The organism is Streptococcus infantis (assembly GCF_000963255.1).
GTDB classification, from domain to species: Bacteria; Bacillota; Bacilli; order Lactobacillales; family Streptococcaceae; genus Streptococcus; species Streptococcus nidrosiense.
This window is the reverse complement of sequence record NZ_JYOV01000027.1, coordinates 1-16,937: the sequence shown is the minus strand read 5'-3', so window position 1 is coordinate 16,937 and position 16,937 is coordinate 1. Positions and strand designations below refer to the sequence as shown.

Here is a 16,937-nt window from a genome sequence, read left to right as displayed (position 1 = left end):
GAGGAGAATATATGTATTATTTCATCCCTTTTTTAGAAAATAACAATCAATCTTGGCAGGCAAGTATTGTACCTTGGTATAGGACTCCTTATCGCTTAGAATTTGATGATGTGTTGCACCAAATTCGAATTTTTAAACGTCAAGAACTAGAATCTAAGATACTATGGTTGACTTATCATCCTCATCTGCGTTACTTACTACATAGACAAGATTTATTGGAGTCGGAAGTTTTTTCTGTTTTTGATGCTATACAAAATATTGAAAATGAGGAGATGCATCCTTTACAATTAAAGGATTTAGCGTGGGATGAAGATTGTGACTTTATCTATACTCCCTTTGTAATTGCAGTTAAACAGCAAGGGGCACTTTATGCTGAAATTGAATATGGTTCAGAAGGATTTATCAGCTATATCACGTATTTTAAAGATAACCAAGTTGATTTTATTTGCTATTTTGATGACCGTGGTTTTTTGTCTAGTATTCTAGAGTATAGGGATCAAAGACCAGCTACTCGTTATTATTACAACGCCAAAGGTCAGTGGCAATTAAGGGAAAATTTGCAAGGAGAACAGCCGATTGTAAAGGTAAATCCAGCAGTAGGCTACCGTTTTGGGAAATTAACTTATGATAGTATAGATGAAGTTATCTGGGAATTCTTAACAAAATTTTTAAATCGAGATTATGAGGTTGGAGATTCATTTGTTTTGGCAGCTAACACCAAGTTTCAAAATCAATTGTTAGAAAGATTGCCAGAAGAGGCTCCTAAAATTATAAGTTTCTTTATTGAAAGAAATCAAGCAGATAATTTACAAGATCATCGTCAGGTAGTGGAGAAGTCCAGATTTTTGATTAGTGATCGGAAAGATTTTCTTGAGCGATTACAAGAGACTTATCCCCAATTTGCTTCAAAAATGCATCATTTACCTTCTTTTGATACGCGTTTGAAATTAGGAGTTAGTCAACGATTAAAGGAATCAAAAATTTATGTCCAATTAGATGTACAGATGCAACAAGATCCAAAAGTTTTGTATGAAATCTTACATTTTGTCTCGAAAAATCCTTTGACGGAGGTTGTTTTTTCATTATTCAATGCAGAAAGTTATCAAATTGAAGCTTTGCAAAATCAACTCGATTCGCTGATTATGGAACGTCTTAACCCAAGGGATCTATTAAAAGATTCTGTGCTATCTGATGCAGAAAATACACTAGAGGAAAATACTAGAGATGATTATCGCTTTAAGATTATCAATCTAAATGATGAGATGGGTTTGATTCGAGAGTTAGAGTACACTCGTTTAATTGTTGATTTAAATCCAGTCGCTAATATTTACACTCAGATTGCAGGGATTAGCGCAGGAATTCCTCAAATCAATTTTTCAGAGTCAGAATATGTTACCCATTTACAAAATGGTTATATCTTATCGGATTTATCAGAGTTTAGTAAAGCGGGACACTACTTTTTAGATACCTTGGAATATTGGAATCAAGCCTTAATTTATTCAATTGATAAGATTCGACAAAATACAGGTGATCAATTTATAGATAAGTGGGAAAAATGGTTAGAGGAGGCAAATAGTGAGTAATAAATTACAGATTTTGCAGATAGGAACTAAAAATTGGAGCCATGACTATGAACTTCCTGAGAATATGGACTGGCATTTCTTTTGGCCAGGATCAACGACTGCCATAAGGAAGGTCATGAAAATGGAAGGATTAAAGACTTTTTCAGCTGTTTTAGTTGAAAATCCTGAGCATCTATCTGATTTGCTTCCTTTGATGAGAATGGTGACTCCTTATACTATTTTCTATCCCGATACAGCTGAACCTCAATCAGAAGATGTTCAAGATTTTTTGAAAAAAACTTGTGCTCAAGCAACAGATTTTTCAAATCCAGCAGAACTTTTACGACTTTTATCTAAGGCCTTGTTTAGAGGTCAGTATGGGGATAAGTTAGTTGCGATTGATATGATTGTCAATCCTGCTTTTACGGGGCAGGTTCGTTATAATGGTTATGAAAATTTAGAACTATTAGGGAAGTACGGTGACGACTTCCGCCCCTTAATCAGCTGGAAGTATAATATCCGAGCTAGTGATTTCAATCCAGTTGAGCTCTGGCTAGAATATGAGAAGGATTTAACTTGTGACATTCGCCTCATTGTTAGAAATATTCAAGATGGATCTACTGCTAATTTTGTCAAAGAACGAGTTTTCACAGTTGAAGATATGAAGTCTGCCCTAGTACTGGATGATGATTTTTCTTCATTTATCAGCGTTTCTTTAGAAGCTAGAGGTGCAGGACGTCTGAAAATAGGAGCTCTTCACCAGCGTTTAACGCGCTACCAATTTGGTAAGTATGTTCTTGGTGGTGGCATTATTCATAATGACAAGCGTGAGGAAATCAATTACTTCTTCTATCCAGGAGACTTTAAGCCACCTTTAAATATCTATTTCTCTGGTTATCGTCGAGCAGAAGGGTTTGAAGGTTTCGGTATTATGAAATATTTGGGAGCCCCTTTTATCTTATTTTCTGATCCTCGAATAGATGGTGGAGCCTTCTATTTAGGCGATGAATATCTTGAAAATGGGATTCGAAATGTTATTCAAGAGTATTTAGATTTGTTAGGATTTTCAAATAAGGAATTAATCCTTTCAGGGATGTCTATGGGGACCTATGGTTCTATGTATTATAGCTCTTTTTTTGAACCCCGAGCAGTTATAGTTGCTAAACCCTTAACCAATCTTGGCTTGATAGCTGAAAGAGGTAGACTCGAAGCACCTGGACTTTTCCCGACTGCTTTTGATATCTTACGTCATCATTCTAAGGGGGATGCTAGCATAGATGCCATGAGAGCACTGGATGACCGCTTTTGGACTGCCTTTAAAAAAGCAGATTTTAGCCAAACAATTTTTGGACTCTCATATATGAAAGAGGAAGATTATGATCCACGCGCTTTTGAGGGATTAGTAGAGGCCCTTTATCATTCGGGGGCTCACATCATGGTAAAAGGTACTTCGGGTCGCCATAACGATGATAGTGCTACAAGTACAACATGGTTTATGAATTTTTATAAGATAGTATTAGAGCAAAATTTTGGGAGAAAGTTTTAATGATTATCAAACGGAATAAAGAAATTTATTGGGGAGAATTTAGAGGGGCCAGCTTAGGAGTTTTAGCAGAGAATAGCTTTTTATATGGGTCAGTCGTTATCTACCATTCACGTGATCATGTTTATTTTGAAAATAGTATGGTGAATTCGGGTACTATGATTCATGAGTGGACCTCAAGTTTTAATTTTCAGGGAAATCGCTTAACCCCAACCTTACCTCTTTTAAAAAAGGGCCATCGTTACCGTTTGGTTAGTCAGATGACTGTTCAACCTCAAAATGGTTTATATTTTAGACTCATTTTTATGGATCGTTATGATAAGCAGGTCGATCAAGTGATTGAAAAAGATTTTGATTTCACCTTTACCTATCCAGAAGAGGCCTATCATTACAAAGTACAGCTGTTGAGCGCAGGTCTTCAATCAGTTGACTTTCATTCATTTTCAATAGAAGAGGATTATTCTAAACAAGATGTGGAATAACAATAGACAATTGAGCAAGGTGAAAAAAATCTTGCATCAAATCAATCTAAAAAAAGAAGAGATGGCCTCGCTAACAGATGATGAATTAGCAGGTAAAACACAAGAATTTAAAGAGAGATTAACTGCTGGAGAAAGCTTAGATGATATTCTAGTAGAGGCTTTTGCGGTTGTCAGAGAGGCTGATAAGCGAATCTTGGGGATGTTCCCCTATGATGTACAAGTCATGGGTGGGATTGTCATCCACCAAGGGAATGTAGCTGAAATGAATACAGGTGAGGGTAAAACTCTGACTGCTACTATGCCGGTTTACCTCAATGCTTTGTCAGGGCAAGGTGTCATGCTAGTGACTACTAACGGCTATCTTGCTAAGCGTGATGCAGAAGAAATGGGACAAGTCTACGAATTCCTAGGATTGACGATTCGGATTCCTTTTCCTGAAGAAGATGATGATGAAGAGTTAACACCAGAGGATAAGCGGGAAGTTTATAGTGCAGATGTGGTGTATACTACCAACAGTGGTCTTGGTTTTGACTATTTGCTTGATAATCTAGCTTCTAGTGAGGATAAAAAATATATGCCAGCATTTAACTTTGTCATCATAGATGAAGTTGATGCAGTCTTGCTAGATAGCGCTCAAATACCACTTGTTATTTCAGGCTCACCTAGAGTACAGTCTAATTTCTATGAAATTATTGACACTTTGATGACAACTCTAGTTGAGGGCCAAGACTATATCTTTAAAGAAGAAAAAAAAGAAGTATGGCTCACTACTAAGGGTGCTAAAACTGCGGAGAGCTTTTTAGGTATTGATAATCTCTATTCCGAGGAGCATAGTGTACTAGCAAGACACTTAATCTTTGCTCTACGAGCTCATACCTTATTTAAAAGGGATAAAGACTATATTATTCGTAAGGGCGAGAAAGACGAAGAACTTGTATTGCTAGATCAAGGTACGGGACGTTTATTAGAAATGACCAAATTACAGGGTGGGTTACACCAAGCCATTGAGGCAAAAGAGCATGTTTCTTTGTCTGAAGAAACTCGGGCAATGGCTTCGATTACCTACCAAAGCTTATTTAAGAAGTTTAAAAAAATTTCTGGGATGACTGGAACAGGAAAGGTTGCAGAGAAAGAGTTTTTAGAAACTTATGGGATGTCAGTCATTCGAATTCCTACAAATCGTCCGAATCAGAGAATTGATTATCCAGATAATCTCTATGTTACCCTACCTGAAAAAGTGTATGCCTCACTTGCTGAGATTAAATATTATCATGAAAAGGGGAATCCTTTATTGATTTTTGTTGGATCCGTAGAAATGTCTGAACTCTACTCCTCCCTATTGTTACGGGAAGGAATTGCTCATAACGTTTTAAATGCCCATAATGCGGCGCGTGAAGCTCAGATGATTGCAGAGTCTGGTCGCATGGGAGCGGTGACAGTTGCGACATCTATGGCTGGTCGTGGAACCGATATTAAGCTTGGTCCAGGAGTTGCTGAGCTTGGTGGATTAGTTGTCATTGGTACAGAACGGATGAATAGTAAACGTATTGACTTACAGATTAGAGGACGTTCTGGTCGGCAGGGAGATCCTGGTTTATCAAAATTTTTTGTCTCACTAGAAGACGATGTTATCAAGAAGTTTGGTCCTCCTTGGGTGCATAAGATGTATAAGGATTATACAGTAAACCAACAGATAAGCCCTGAACCCCTAGAAGGAAGACGCTATCGAAAATTAGTAGAAAAAGCGCAGAAAGCAAGCGATAGCGCTGCTAGATCATCAAGGAGTCAAACTTTAGAGTATGCTGAGAGCATGAATATCCAAAGAGAGATGGTCTATAGTCAAAGAAACCGCTTGATTGATGGAACTGAGGATCTAGATGGTTTTGTGGTAGATGTACTAGATGAGTTCGTAAGAAAAAGCTTGTCAGAAGAATCCTTTGAAAGTAGAGAAGAACTGTATCATTTTATCGTTAAAAATATCAGTTTTCTTTACCATGCAGTTCCGCGAGAGTTAGATATGACGGATAAGGATGCGATTAAGCTAGTTCTGGAGACAACAGTTCAAAAGAGTCTACAAGAGAAACGAACACTTCTAGAAACACTTGATCTCTTTTCTCATTTTCAGCGTTTAGCATTGCTAAAAGCAATAGATGATAACTGGGTAGAGCAGGTAGACTACCTGCAACAATTGAGTCTAGCGATTGGTGGTCAATCAGCTGCTCAAAAGAATCCTATCGTTGAGTATTATCAAGAAGCTTACAATGGCTTTGAAGAGATGAAAAAGCAGGTCAAGAAGGATATGGTTCGAAATCTTCTATTGAGTCGAGTAGACATTTCGCCTGACGGGGAAATTATGACTTATTTTCCATAAAAAGAGGACAATATGACAATTTACAATATAAATTTAGGAATCGGCTGGGCCAGCAGTGGTGTTGAATATGCCCAAGCTTATCGTGCGGGTATTTTTCGCAGCCTGAATCTGCCGTCGAAGTTTATCTTTACAGACATGATTTTGGGTGATAATATCCAGCATTTAACCGCAAATATCGGTTTTGATGATGACCAGGTTATCTGGCTTTACACTCACTTCACAGACATCAAGATTGCACCGACCAGTGTGACGGTAGATGATGTTTTGGCTTATTTTGAAGGTGTAGAAAGCCGTCGTGAAAGAAACGGGAAAATTGAACGAATCTTCTTCTCAGATGAAGACAAGTTTATCACTTGTTATTTGGTAGATGAGGAAAAAGATTTTGTCCAACATGTAGAGTATGTGTATGCTGGCAAATTGATCCGCAAGGATTACTTCTCATATACACGCTACTGCACAGAGTATTTTGCTCCTAAAGACAATGCAGCGAATCTCTACCAAAGAACCTTCTACAATGAAGATGGGACTCCAGCTTATGAGATGTTCATGAATCAAGGAACTGAGGAAGTCTACCGTTTTAAGGATCGAATCTTATACGGGAAGCCGGCCTTGATCCGTTATTTCATGCAGACACTTGGGTTAAGTAAATCAGATCTAGTGATTTTAGATCGTGAGACAGGTATTGGGCAGGTGGTCTTTGAGGAAGCGCAGGCGGCTCACCTTGCTGTTGTTGTTCACGCTGAGCACTATAGTGAGAATGCGACCAATGATGATTATATCCTTTGGAACAACTATTATGACTACCAGTTTACCAATGCAGATAAGGTCGATCTTTTTATCGTTTCAACGGATCGTCAAAAGGAAGTTTTAGAGCAACAGTTTGCTCACTATACCACACATGCTCCTAAGATTGTGACCATTCCAGTTGGAAGTGTTGACCAATTAACAAAACCACAAGAGAATCGTAAGCCATTTTCTCTCATTACAGCTTCGCGTCTAGCCAAGGAAAAGCATATTGATTGGCTTGTCAAGGCTGTGATTGAGGCCCATAAAGTATTACCAGAATTAACCTTTGATATCTACGGTAGTGGTGGTGAGGAAGGTCGTCTACATGAGATTATTGCTGCAGGTCAGGCAGAAGAGTATATTAAACTCAAGGGCCATGCAGAACTTTCCCAAATCTATTCACAGTATGAAGTTTATCTAACCGCTTCTACAAGTGAAGGCTTTGGTTTGACACTCATGGAAGCAATTGGTTCTGGCTTGCCATTGATTGGTTTTGATGTTCCTTATGGAAATCAAACCTTCATCGAAGATGGCGAAAATGGTTACTTGATTCCAAGCTCATTTGACCATGTAGAAGATGAAATCAAGAAAGCTTATGCAGAAAAAATCTGCCAATTGTATTTGGAAAATCGTTTGGGAAGTATGAGAGAAAAATCCTACCAGATTGCTGAGAAATTCTTGACTCAAGAGATTTTGAACAAATGGGAAAATACAATCAAGGAGGTAGTGGATGATTCAGTTATTTGATGTATACAATCAAGAAAGCCAAGATTTGCACTATAGTCTGACTGAAGCAGGACTGTCTGATTTGGCTGTGGTTATTGAACCCGATGGATTTTTACCAGATGGAGTTGTCTCCCCTTTCACCTATTATTTGGGGTATGACAGTGGTAAACCCTTGTACTTTAACCAAGTTCCCGTTCCAGATTTTTGGGAGATTGCAGGGAATAATCAATTTGGGACCATCAATGATCTCAATCAAGAACGAGCAGTGATTCATTTTGCAGATGGCTTACAGGCTCGTTTGGTGAAAAAAGTCGAATGGAAAACACCAGCAGGCCGAATCTTTCAAGTAGATCACTACAATCGTTTTGGAGCTTGCTTTGCTAAGACTACCTTTGATGGATCTGGTCAAGCTATTATGACTTCTTATCGGAACGTAGATCAAAAAGAAGTTATTTTGGAAAACCATGTCACAGGTGATATTCTTTTGACCTTGGAAGGTCAAGGATTGCGCCATTTTTCTGGTCGAGTGGCCTTTATCATAGACTTCTTGCAAGGTTTGAGGGTGAATCTTGACCATATTCTCTTTAATACCCTATCTACATCGTTTTTGACTTCCTTCCATTTTCCAGAAAAATCAGGTCAGTTTCCAGAAAAATCAGGTCAGGATATCCTGATTTGGCAAGAACCACTACATGATGATATACCAGGAAATATGCAACTGATCTTGGAGAATGATCAACTTCGAGCTAAGACCATTATCATTCCAGATTATGCGACTTATGAACGTGCTTTGCAATTGACGGATGAAAAATTCCATCATAAGTTTAGTCATCTAGGCTATCATTATCACTTTAAGCGCGATAATTTTGTTCGTTCTGATGCCTTGATAGTGACCAATTCGGATCAACTAGAGCAAGTCGAAAAGCTAGTGGAAAGTCTGCCAAAGGTTACTTTCCGAATCGCAGCAGTAACAGAAATGTCGACCAAGTTACTGGATATGATCCGCTATCCCAATGTCGTACTCTATCAAAATGCCAGTCCTCAAAAGATTCAAGAGCTTTATCAGTTATCAGATATCTATTTGGATATCAACTACGGTAATGAACTTCTCCAGGCTGTACGCCAGGCCTTTGAGAACAACCAACTGATTCTAGCCTTTGAAGAAACAGCGCATAACCGTCGTTATATTGCCCCAAATCATATTTTCGCTAAGGAAGCAGTTGAAGACATGATTCAAACCATTGAGTTAGCTCTTTCTAACGTTACAGAGATGGGACAGGCGCTAGGTGAGCAAGGATATTATGCTAATTATGTAGATCCAATTACATACCAGGATAGGATGCAAACGATTTTAGGAGAAAGCCATGACTAAAAAAGATTTATTTTATGAGGATGTTGAAGGTCGTATGGAAGAGATGAAACAACAACCCATCAAAAAAGAAAAAGCTACACGTGGTGAAAAGATTAGTAAAACTTTCTCTTTCTTGTTGGGGTTAGTTATCTTGATTGGTTTATTATTTACTTTGATAGGACTTTTGAGGTAGTTAAATGACTGAATTATTGATAATTTTAACCATTATTTTAGCTCTTTCCTTAATCATCCTTGTGACCATTCAACCAAGACAAACTCAAATTTTTTCTATGGATGCTACTAGTAATATCGGCAAGCCCAGCTATTGGCAAAGCAATACGCTTGTTAAAGTCTTAACCTTGCTTGTTAGCATATCACTATTTGTGTTGTTGCTCCTCTTTATGGTTTTAACTTTTAACTAATCGTTAACTGTATTACTAGAACGTTTGATTTTAACAGTGAAGATTTAAAGAAATTTAAGTTTGAGGAGAAAATTTTAAGAAAACTTTTAGGAATCTAGTTTATACTATAAGCATAAGTTAAGGAGAACTTAACTTTAACTCCTAAAAATTTTTCATAATAATCTCCCTATAAAAAATCAAGTCGCCCAATCAGGCGGCTTATTTTTGTATTAATACTCAATGAAAATCAAAGAGCAAACTAGGAAGCTAGCCGCAGGCTGTACTTGAGTACGGCAAGGAGACGATGACGTGGTTTGAATTTGATTTTCGAAGAGTATAAGATTAAGCTTGTTCATGGTATAATAGTGCTATGAGATTAGATAAATATTTGGTTGCCTGCGCCGTAGGAAGTCGGACAGAGGTTAAAAACTTTCTAAAGGCTGGGCGCGTGATGGTCAATGGCAAAAAGGAAAAATCTGCCAAGCTGCAAGTCAATGAAGACACAGACGAGATTTGTTTTGATGGGCAAAAGTTAGACTACGAGGAGTTTGTTTACTATATGATGAACAAGCCCCAGGGTGTTATTTCAGCAACTGAAGATCCAAAACATAAGACTGTGTTGGATTTGTTGGATGACTTAGCTCGTTCAAAGGAAGTTTTCCCAGTAGGGCGTTTGGATATCGATACGCATGGACTCTTGCTCTTGACAAATGATGGTAATCTGGCTCATGCTCTTCTTTCACCAAAACGTCATGTGAATAAGACTTATCTGGCGCAGGTCAAGGGAATGATGACAGATGCAGATGTTGAGACATTTGCGCAAGGTATTCCGCTCAAGGGCTTCACCTGTCAGCCTGCCAAGCTGGAGCTTGTGTCTATTGATAGAGAAAAAAACCAAAGTCTGGTTCGCGTGACCATTGCAGAAGGGAAATTCCACCAGGTTAAACGGATGGTGGCCTACTGTGGTAAGGAAGTGGTGGACTTGCAACGTCTGACCATGGGAACTTTAACCTTGGATGAAAATCTGAAGCGTGGGGAATGGCGTCGCTTGACCAAAGAGGAATTAGAAGGCTTGCTCGAAAGTGTTAGGTAAACTGTGTAATCGTTGAAAAAGGTGAGGAAAATATCCTTGCCTTTTTCAGTTTTTGGTTGCTTCCTTTGTGAAAAGAGTTATAATAGACTGTAGAATAAAAGGAGGATTTTATGAACGCGATTCAAGAATCATTTACAGATAAATTATTTGCTAATTATGAAGCAAATGTCAAATACCAAGCTATCGAAAATGCTACTAGCCACAATGGAATTTTTGCAGCCCTTGAGCGTCGTCAAAGCCATGTAGATAACACACCTGTTTTCTCACTTGATTTGACAAAGGACAAGGTCACTAACCAGAAGGCTTCAGGTCGTTGCTGGATGTTTGCGGCCCTCAATACCTTCCGTCACAAACTCATCTCTCAATACAAACTTGAAAACTTTGAATTGTCACAAGCCCACACCTTCTTCTGGGACAAGTATGAAAAATCTAACTGGTTCTTGGAGCAAGTCATTGCGACTGCAGACCAAGAATTGACAAGCCGTAAGGTTAGCTTCCTACTCCAAACTCCACAACAAGATGGTGGACAATGGGATATGGTTGTGGCTCTCTTTGAGAAATATGGTGTCGTTCCTAAGTCTGTTTATCCTGAGTCTGTTTCATCTAGCAGCAGTCGTGAGCTTAATGCCATCCTTAACAAATTGCTTCGTCAAGATGCTCAAATCTTGCGTGATTTGCTTGCTTCTGGTGCAGATCAAGCAGCTGTTCAAGCTAAAAAAGAAGACCTCTTGCAAGAAATCTTTAACTTCCTTGCCATGTCACTAGGACTTCCACCACGTCAATTTGACTTTGCTTATCGTGATAAGGACAACAACTACCAAAGCGAAAAAGGCATCACACCACAAGAGTTTTACAAGAAATACGTTGACCTTCCACTAGAAGACTACGTTTCTGTGATCAATGCTCCAACTGCTGACAAACCTTACGGTAAATCTTACACAGTTGAGATGTTGGGAAATGTTGTTGGTAGCCGTGCAGTTCGCTACATCAACGTACCGATGGAACGTTTGAAAGAATTGGCGATTGCCCAAATGCAAACAGGAGAAACTGTTTGGTTTGGTTCAGATGTCGGCCAGCTCAGCAACCGTAAAGCAGGAATCCTTGCGACAGATGTTTATGACTTTGAATCAAGTATGGATATTCAACTCACTCAAGACAAGGCTGGACGTTTGGACTACAGCGAAAGCTTAATGACCCACGCTATGGTCTTGACAGGTGTTGATTTGGACGAAAACGGTAAATCAGTCAAGTGGAAAGTTGAAAACTCTTGGGGAGACAAGGTCGGTACAGATGGATACTTTGTTGCCTCAGACGCTTGGATGGATGAATACACTTACCAAATCGTTGTTCGTAAGGAATTACTAACAGAAGAAGAACAAGCTGCCTATGAAGCAGAACCAATCGTCCTTGCACCATGGGATCCAATGGGTGCCTTGGCAGAATAAATGAGATATAAAAAGAATGGTTCTATAATTTTTAGGGTTGATGGAAATTTTCCACCAACCCTATTTTAGTGTATACAAAAAGGCCAACATCCATTATATTAAAAGCGCTGAAACCTAAAACAAAAGGATGATGACCATATGAACAATATACTAGAAGCTACACTACAAATCAAAGATAAAAACATTATTTGGGATAATAAAGTTCAAGAGAAGATATTTAAAAAGAGAAAATCTTTATTTTATGCAGCTACTTATACGCATAAACCAGAATTTTGTACCGTTTGTGGGTGTGTTAGCCGAAATAATAATATCGTTAAAAACGGCACGAAAACATCTCGTATCACTCTCTGTTCTGTTTCAGGCCTAGCGGCCTACTTAAATCTACGCAAGCAGAGATTTCTCTGTAGAGAATGCGGCTCTTCATTTACCGCAGATACTAGTCGAATTGTAGAAAAACACTGTCATATCTCTAAACGCTTAAAAAACGAAATTAAATCAAAAATAAGTGAAACAGTATCTGAAACCTATATCGCAAAAGAAACAAATGTTTCAGTTCATACGGTAAGACGTATCATAGATGATACAACACGTTTACTAAAGATTAAACCATTACACGATTTACCTGAGCATTTGTGTTTTGATGAATTTAAATCCGTCAAATCTTCCGATAGTAATATGAGCTTCATTATTTGTGATAGCACTACACACAAGCTGGTCGATGTTGTACGAGATAGAAAATCTTACAGCTTGAAAAAGTATTTTCATCGTTTTGAGCCTAAGACTAGATTAAAGGTAAAAACTATCTCCATCGACATGTACTTACCGTACATTCAATTAATAAAAGAAATGTTTCCTAACGCTAAAATTATCATTGATCCTTTTCATATCGTACAAGCCTTAAATAGAGAATTAAATCGAACTCGGGTACGTGTCATGAATAAGCATCGCTATAAAGACTCTAAATTATATCGAAAGTTAAAACATTATTGGAAGTTAATTTTAAAGAACTCTAATGAACTTCAGAACTATAAATATAATCGTTATAAGCTTTTTGAAAGCTTCATAACAAGTAAAGGAATCGTAGATTATATCTTAGAAAAAAATCCATCTCTTAAAAATGATTATGAGGTTGTACATTCACTTCGTGAATGTATACAGGATAGAGATTATATAGAATTCAAGGAAACGATTGAAGCAGCTACGCAATTAGACCTATCTCCTGGTTTAAAAAGAGTATTAAAGACTCTTATGACTTACTTGCCATATATTCAAAATACTTGTGAGTATCCAACTAGAACAAATGGCCCTATTGAAGGAATAAACAATAAAATAAAAGTGCTTAAAAGAAATGCCTACGGCTTTAGAAACTATTACCATTTTAGAAATAGGATTATTTTAATAACAAAAATGTTTGGCCCAAAACAAAAAGGAATTAAGCAACAATTAGTTGCTTAATCCCTTCTTAAATTTCTTCATCAACACTATTTGACAAAGAGCCCTTTTTTAGTGCTCAAAATAGCACTCAATTTTAAATGGATTTGGTGTTCAAAAAATATAATCAAATGCAACAAACTAATTTCATTTTTAATAGGCACAATTAATTTTAGAAGATAGTACGAAAAAATATTGACTATTTTCTTTAGAATGTGTAAAATTTAGATAGATTATTTAAAGTGAGGTTTTTTTATCTTGTCTATATTAAAGAAGAAAGTTAATATGTTTAGTGTACTATTGAATGTGGTATTAATAGCTATTATAGCTATTGGAGTGCTATTTTTCTTACCTAAGGAACATAAATCAGAAGTCAAATCGTCAATTAATATCGAAAGTATTGAAAAAGTGAATGAAGTTGTATTTTTGAATGCGGGAATTAATGAAATTATTTCTGAAACAAAAACAACTCAAGTTTTTGGGTTTGATGTGCCGTTCTCTAAAAAAGCAGCATTAGTAATTTTAAATTATAAAGCTAAATTTGGAATTAAAAGTAGTGTAAAGGTTGAACAAATAAGCGAAAAAGAATATAAGGTTATTGTTCCAAAATTGGAAGTAATTGGTGTTGAACTTTCAAAAGATAATCCTTATGATTTATATGATAGTCATGGAGAGTTATTAAGTGGAACTACAGAAGATATTGATACTGGGAAATTGGTCGCTAACCAACTTTCTAGTGATAAACAAGCAGAGTATTTAGATAAATTTAAGAGTGAAATTAAAGAATCTGCAATCAATTATTATAAAACAATATTTTCTTCAATGGATTCTGAAGTAAAAGTAACTATAGAATTTACAGAATAATTTTTGAAATACAAAACCCTGGCCATCTCTGGTCAGGGTTTTGTGTGGTTCTATAATTTTTAGGGTTGATGGAAATTTTCCACCAACCCTATTTTAGTGTATACAAAAAGGCCAACATCCATTATATTAAAAGCGCTGAAACCTAAAACAAAAGAATGATGACCATATGAACAATATACTAGAAGCTACACTACAAATCAAAGATGCACACAATGAAGGTGTTACATTCCATTTCTTAGAGAATATTAAAGAAGTATTGCGTGATGAGAGTGGGAAAGTAACTGGTGTAAAGGTTATTACAATGGAACTTGGTGAATCAGATGAAAGTGGAAGAAGATCAACGCATGAAGTGGCAGGTAGTGAACATATTATTCCATGTGACCTTGTCGTTGCAGCAATTGAACAAAAGTAGACTTTAGTGTTCTAGATGAAAGGTAAAAATTTGACTTTCGGTCAACATCAGAATACAATAGAAATGAACTAATAACAGGGGATGCATATTTAGGTCCTCAATCTATCGCAACCGCAATTAAAGGCGGGTGAGAAGTTGCGACAGAAGTACATGAATCGTTTAAAGAAAACACATAAATAACTTGTGGTGCCTTTCGTTTTTTTACTGGGAAAATTAAGGAACTATAGTTATAAATCCTTAAAGATATTAATATATTAACATGCGTATATTTATGGGAAGAAGGTTATGTCATCTATAGTTGTACTTCTGACGATAAGGTTGTTCGTGTACCAAAGGAAATTAAAGGTAAACCTGTTATCGCAATTGGAGAACGTGGTCTTGCGAACTTGAAACATTGTGAGGCAATCGTTTTACCAGATACAGTACGATATATTGGAAAAGGTGCGTTTACGATTGACAATAAGTTAAAGTATGTCCACTTTGGTAAGTCAATAGAAACAGTAGAAGATGATGTTTTCAACTCTGACAGTTCATTAGAATCAGTTGTATTCCCAGAAGGAACAAAGAGTATTGGAACATTAGTATTCTGGGGGACATCATCAATTAAATCTATTACAATTCCAGCAAGTGTAACAGAAATTACAGAATACTTCTATTTTGTGGATAACTGTAACCCAGATGTAGAAATCCATACACCTAAGGGATCAAAGGCAGAAGAAGTAGCTAAAGCAATGCAACTTAAAGTAGTAAATGACTAAAGGGGAATAGTATGAACAAAAAATTACTATCAGGCTTAGGGACTGACCCCAAAAAGTGAGAATTTAATAAAAACACCCTAGGGCTACCGTCTTCGGTATCCAACCGGAGACAGGTAGTCCAATTTTTGTTGGATTCTTTTTTCATTAGGTTCTTCATCAACACTATTTGACAAAGAGCCAAAAGAATCAGGTGATAAACCCAATGTCATTAAGTTAGTAATCTAACTATTTGAATAGGAGATAGGATTGAGATCATCAAAGTGATTCTCTATCCTATCTTCTATTTTTTTTGCATAACAAATAAAGGTTTTTTCACCCTATTTTTTGAGATTTATGTTACTCTATAGATGAAATCAATTACCGATTGGGCCTTTATTTTTCTTGGATATTTTCGATTCGGTCGAATAATAGATAACTGTTTCTTGAGGTAGTTTTTCAACTGGAGAGAAGAAAGGGAACCGTTAAAAAACAAACGGCAGGCATAAGTCGCATCTGAGAAACACACTTTATATCTTTGTTTTTTGTGACTACTGTCGATGGCAACTTGCGAGGTTACCCAACGACAAAAGTTAAAATTTGTAAATCGGGCAAAGATTTCTTGGAGAATCCCTTCCTTCTTTTTGGCATGAAAATTGACCAAGCCAATACTGTATTTCAGGTCACGAAAACTAGTCTCTATGCCCCATCTGCTGGCGTAGAGATTTTTTAATTGTTGGACTGAATAGTCTGTATTTGTCACCAAAGTTTCGTATTTTCCTTCTTCCGCTTCTAAACGCACCAAACGAAAAGGAAGTTGGTATAGTTCAACAGGGTCATGTTTTTGACTTGTTTCTGGAAGAAAATCAAAAGTAGAATTGTGTGGAATAAAATGATAGTCATTGGGGAAATCACGATAAAGTTTTTTGAGCTGATTGGTTTGCTTTCGTGATAATTTTAGAGAAAAGTTTTGATCAAAACACTCTGTATTTGGCAAGTTGAAGGAGGAACGCATGGATTGTTTTCCATCTCGAATTCGGATGATATAAAGCCATCCTTTTTCTTGAAAATGAGCCATGAGATTGTAACTTTCATAGCCTCTATCCATGATAACAAGAGCTTTCTCGAAAGGGAGAAGCCTTCATCATCTGAATCAGAGCTAAGCGCTCATGTTGCGTATGTTTGTCTTGAATAGAAACATCTCTATACACTCCAGTCGTCAAGTCGTATAGGGCATTTATGTGTATGAGATTATAGGATTTAACATCCGTTTGGGTTTGGATAGAGGTTTCTGTATCCATGGGATTTCGAGGAATACAGATATCACTCCCATCTGCAGCGAATATCGGAAGATTGGTGTTAAGTGGAATAGGTGCTGTAAATTCTTTAAATAAGGTATAGAAAGCCTCAGGTTTTATCTGATAGCGTCTTTGAACAAAGGCTGAATTTGAAACTGTCAGTCTAGCATCTAGTAATTCTTTTGACAGTGATTTTCCTCCCATTCCCAGAATGGTACGAATCATGGTTTCTAGTGATAACCTTCTTTTACGAGTAAAGGCCTGTTCATCTTGTTTGACGAGCTCAACTTTTTGACCAAGGATACTCTGAATACTCTTATTCAAGTGGGCTTTTATCTGTTTTATCATAGGAAGTACCTCCTTAACTATCAGTTTAGCACATAAAAAAAGAAACCCAAATACAGAATTGTATTTGAATTTCTTAACTTAATGACATTG

Annotated in this window: 14 protein-coding genes and 1 pseudogene; 14 read left to right on the top strand and 1 reads right to left on the bottom strand. The window is 37.0% G+C overall.

All coding sequences use genetic code 11. From position 1 onward, the window contains the following. Positions 1-11: 11 nt before the first annotated feature. From asp1 to TZ96_RS09730, 14 genes are all read left to right on the top strand, one after another. Positions 12-1,583 (top strand): accessory Sec system protein Asp1, encoded by a 1,572-nt coding sequence (asp1, locus tag TZ96_RS09795; RefSeq protein ID WP_045763918.1) that lies wholly within the window; start codon positions 12-14, stop codon positions 1,581-1,583. Then, positions 1,576-3,108 carry an accessory Sec system protein Asp2 gene (gene asp2 / locus TZ96_RS09790; RefSeq protein WP_045763917.1) on the top strand — a complete coding sequence of 511 codons (1,533 nt, stop codon included), beginning with the start codon at positions 1,576-1,578 and terminating at the stop codon, positions 3,106-3,108. Before asp1 ends, asp2 begins: the two co-directional genes overlap by 8 nt. Further along, positions 3,108-3,587 (top strand): accessory Sec system protein Asp3, encoded by a 480-nt coding sequence (gene asp3, locus TZ96_RS09785; RefSeq protein WP_045763916.1) that lies wholly within the window; start codon positions 3,108-3,110, stop codon positions 3,585-3,587. Before asp2 ends, asp3 begins: the two co-directional genes overlap by 1 nt. Then, positions 3,577-5,958, top strand: coding sequence for an accessory Sec system translocase SecA2 (gene secA2, locus TZ96_RS09780; protein WP_045763915.1), 2,382 nt, complete (start codon positions 3,577-3,579; stop codon positions 5,956-5,958). The genes asp3 and secA2 overlap by 11 nt, the downstream gene beginning before the upstream one ends. Positions 5,959-5,970: 12 nt before the next feature. Continuing rightward, positions 5,971-7,491, top strand: a complete 1,521-nt coding sequence (gene gtfA, locus TZ96_RS09775; RefSeq protein WP_045763914.1) for an accessory Sec system glycosyltransferase GtfA — start codon at positions 5,971-5,973, stop codon at positions 7,489-7,491. Next, positions 7,475-8,842 (top strand): accessory Sec system glycosylation chaperone GtfB, encoded by a 1,368-nt coding sequence (gene gtfB, locus TZ96_RS09770; RefSeq protein ID WP_045763913.1) that lies wholly within the window; start codon positions 7,475-7,477, stop codon positions 8,840-8,842. Before gtfA ends, gtfB begins: the two co-directional genes overlap by 17 nt. Further along, complete coding sequence (gene asp4 / locus TZ96_RS09765; protein WP_045763912.1) at positions 8,835-9,014, top strand: accessory Sec system protein Asp4; 180 nt, start codon at positions 8,835-8,837, stop codon at positions 9,012-9,014. The genes gtfB and asp4 overlap by 8 nt, the downstream gene beginning before the upstream one ends. Positions 9,015-9,018: 4 nt before the next feature. Beyond that, entirely contained in the window at positions 9,019-9,243 is a 225-nt protein-coding gene (gene asp5 / locus TZ96_RS10350) for an accessory Sec system protein Asp5 (RefSeq protein WP_070458808.1), read from the top strand. A gap of 349 nt (positions 9,244-9,592) precedes the next feature. Next, the gene (locus tag TZ96_RS09760) at positions 9,593-10,315 is read left to right on the top strand and encodes a pseudouridine synthase (protein ID WP_045763911.1); all 723 of its coding nucleotides are present in this window, start codon (positions 9,593-9,595) and stop codon (positions 10,313-10,315) included. 110 nt (positions 10,316-10,425) lie between these two features. Next, on the top strand, positions 10,426-11,760 hold the full coding sequence (gene pepC, locus TZ96_RS09750) for an aminopeptidase C (protein WP_045763910.1): 1,335 nt from the start codon (positions 10,426-10,428) through the stop codon (positions 11,758-11,760). 138 nt (positions 11,761-11,898) lie between these two features. Next, positions 11,899-13,215 carry an ISL3 family transposase gene (locus TZ96_RS09745; protein WP_001059646.1) on the top strand — a complete coding sequence of 439 codons (1,317 nt, stop codon included), beginning with the start codon at positions 11,899-11,901 and terminating at the stop codon, positions 13,213-13,215. A 261-nt stretch (positions 13,216-13,476) separates the two neighbouring features. Continuing rightward, positions 13,477-14,055, top strand: coding sequence for a DUF4230 domain-containing protein (locus TZ96_RS09740; protein ID WP_000493216.1), 579 nt, complete (start codon positions 13,477-13,479; stop codon positions 14,053-14,055). 166 nt (positions 14,056-14,221) lie between these two features. Next, on the top strand, positions 14,222-14,467 hold the full coding sequence (locus tag TZ96_RS09735; RefSeq protein WP_004238875.1) for a hypothetical protein: 246 nt from the start codon (positions 14,222-14,224) through the stop codon (positions 14,465-14,467). A 338-nt stretch (positions 14,468-14,805) separates the two neighbouring features. Then, the gene (locus TZ96_RS09730) at positions 14,806-15,225 is read left to right on the top strand and encodes a leucine-rich repeat domain-containing protein (RefSeq protein ID WP_223339927.1); all 420 of its coding nucleotides are present in this window, start codon (positions 14,806-14,808) and stop codon (positions 15,223-15,225) included. 331 nt (positions 15,226-15,556) lie between these two features. On the opposite strand, the pseudogene TZ96_RS10525 reads toward TZ96_RS09730, so the two are convergent. After that, positions 15,557-16,847: pseudogene (locus TZ96_RS10525) on the bottom strand (IS4 family transposase). Positions 16,848-16,937 lie beyond the last annotated feature (90 nt).

Bases quoted from the DNA above. Each gene is read 5' to 3' on its own strand.
- asp1 (WP_045763918.1), top strand. From the start codon at position 12: ATGTATTATTTCATCCCTTTTTTAGAAAATAACAATCAATCTTGGCAG.
- asp3 (WP_045763916.1), top strand. From the start codon at position 3,108: ATGATTATCAAACGGAATAAAGAAATTTATTGGGGAGAATTTAGAGGG.
- secA2 (WP_045763915.1), top strand. From the start codon at position 3,577: ATGTGGAATAACAATAGACAATTGAGCAAGGTGAAAAAAATCTTGCAT.
- gtfA (WP_045763914.1), top strand. From the start codon at position 5,971: ATGACAATTTACAATATAAATTTAGGAATCGGCTGGGCCAGCAGTGGT.
- gtfB (WP_045763913.1), top strand. From the start codon at position 7,475: ATGATTCAGTTATTTGATGTATACAATCAAGAAAGCCAAGATTTGCAC.
- asp4 (WP_045763912.1), top strand. From the start codon at position 8,835: ATGACTAAAAAAGATTTATTTTATGAGGATGTTGAAGGTCGTATGGAA.
- asp5 (WP_070458808.1), top strand. From the start codon at position 9,019: ATGACTGAATTATTGATAATTTTAACCATTATTTTAGCTCTTTCCTTA.
- TZ96_RS09760 (WP_045763911.1), top strand. From the start codon at position 9,593: ATGAGATTAGATAAATATTTGGTTGCCTGCGCCGTAGGAAGTCGGACA.
- pepC (WP_045763910.1), top strand. From the start codon at position 10,426: ATGAACGCGATTCAAGAATCATTTACAGATAAATTATTTGCTAATTAT.
- TZ96_RS09745 (WP_001059646.1), top strand. From the start codon at position 11,899: ATGAACAATATACTAGAAGCTACACTACAAATCAAAGATAAAAACATT.
- TZ96_RS09740 (WP_000493216.1), top strand. From the start codon at position 13,477: ATGTTTAGTGTACTATTGAATGTGGTATTAATAGCTATTATAGCTATT.
- TZ96_RS09735 (WP_004238875.1), top strand. From the start codon at position 14,222: ATGAACAATATACTAGAAGCTACACTACAAATCAAAGATGCACACAAT.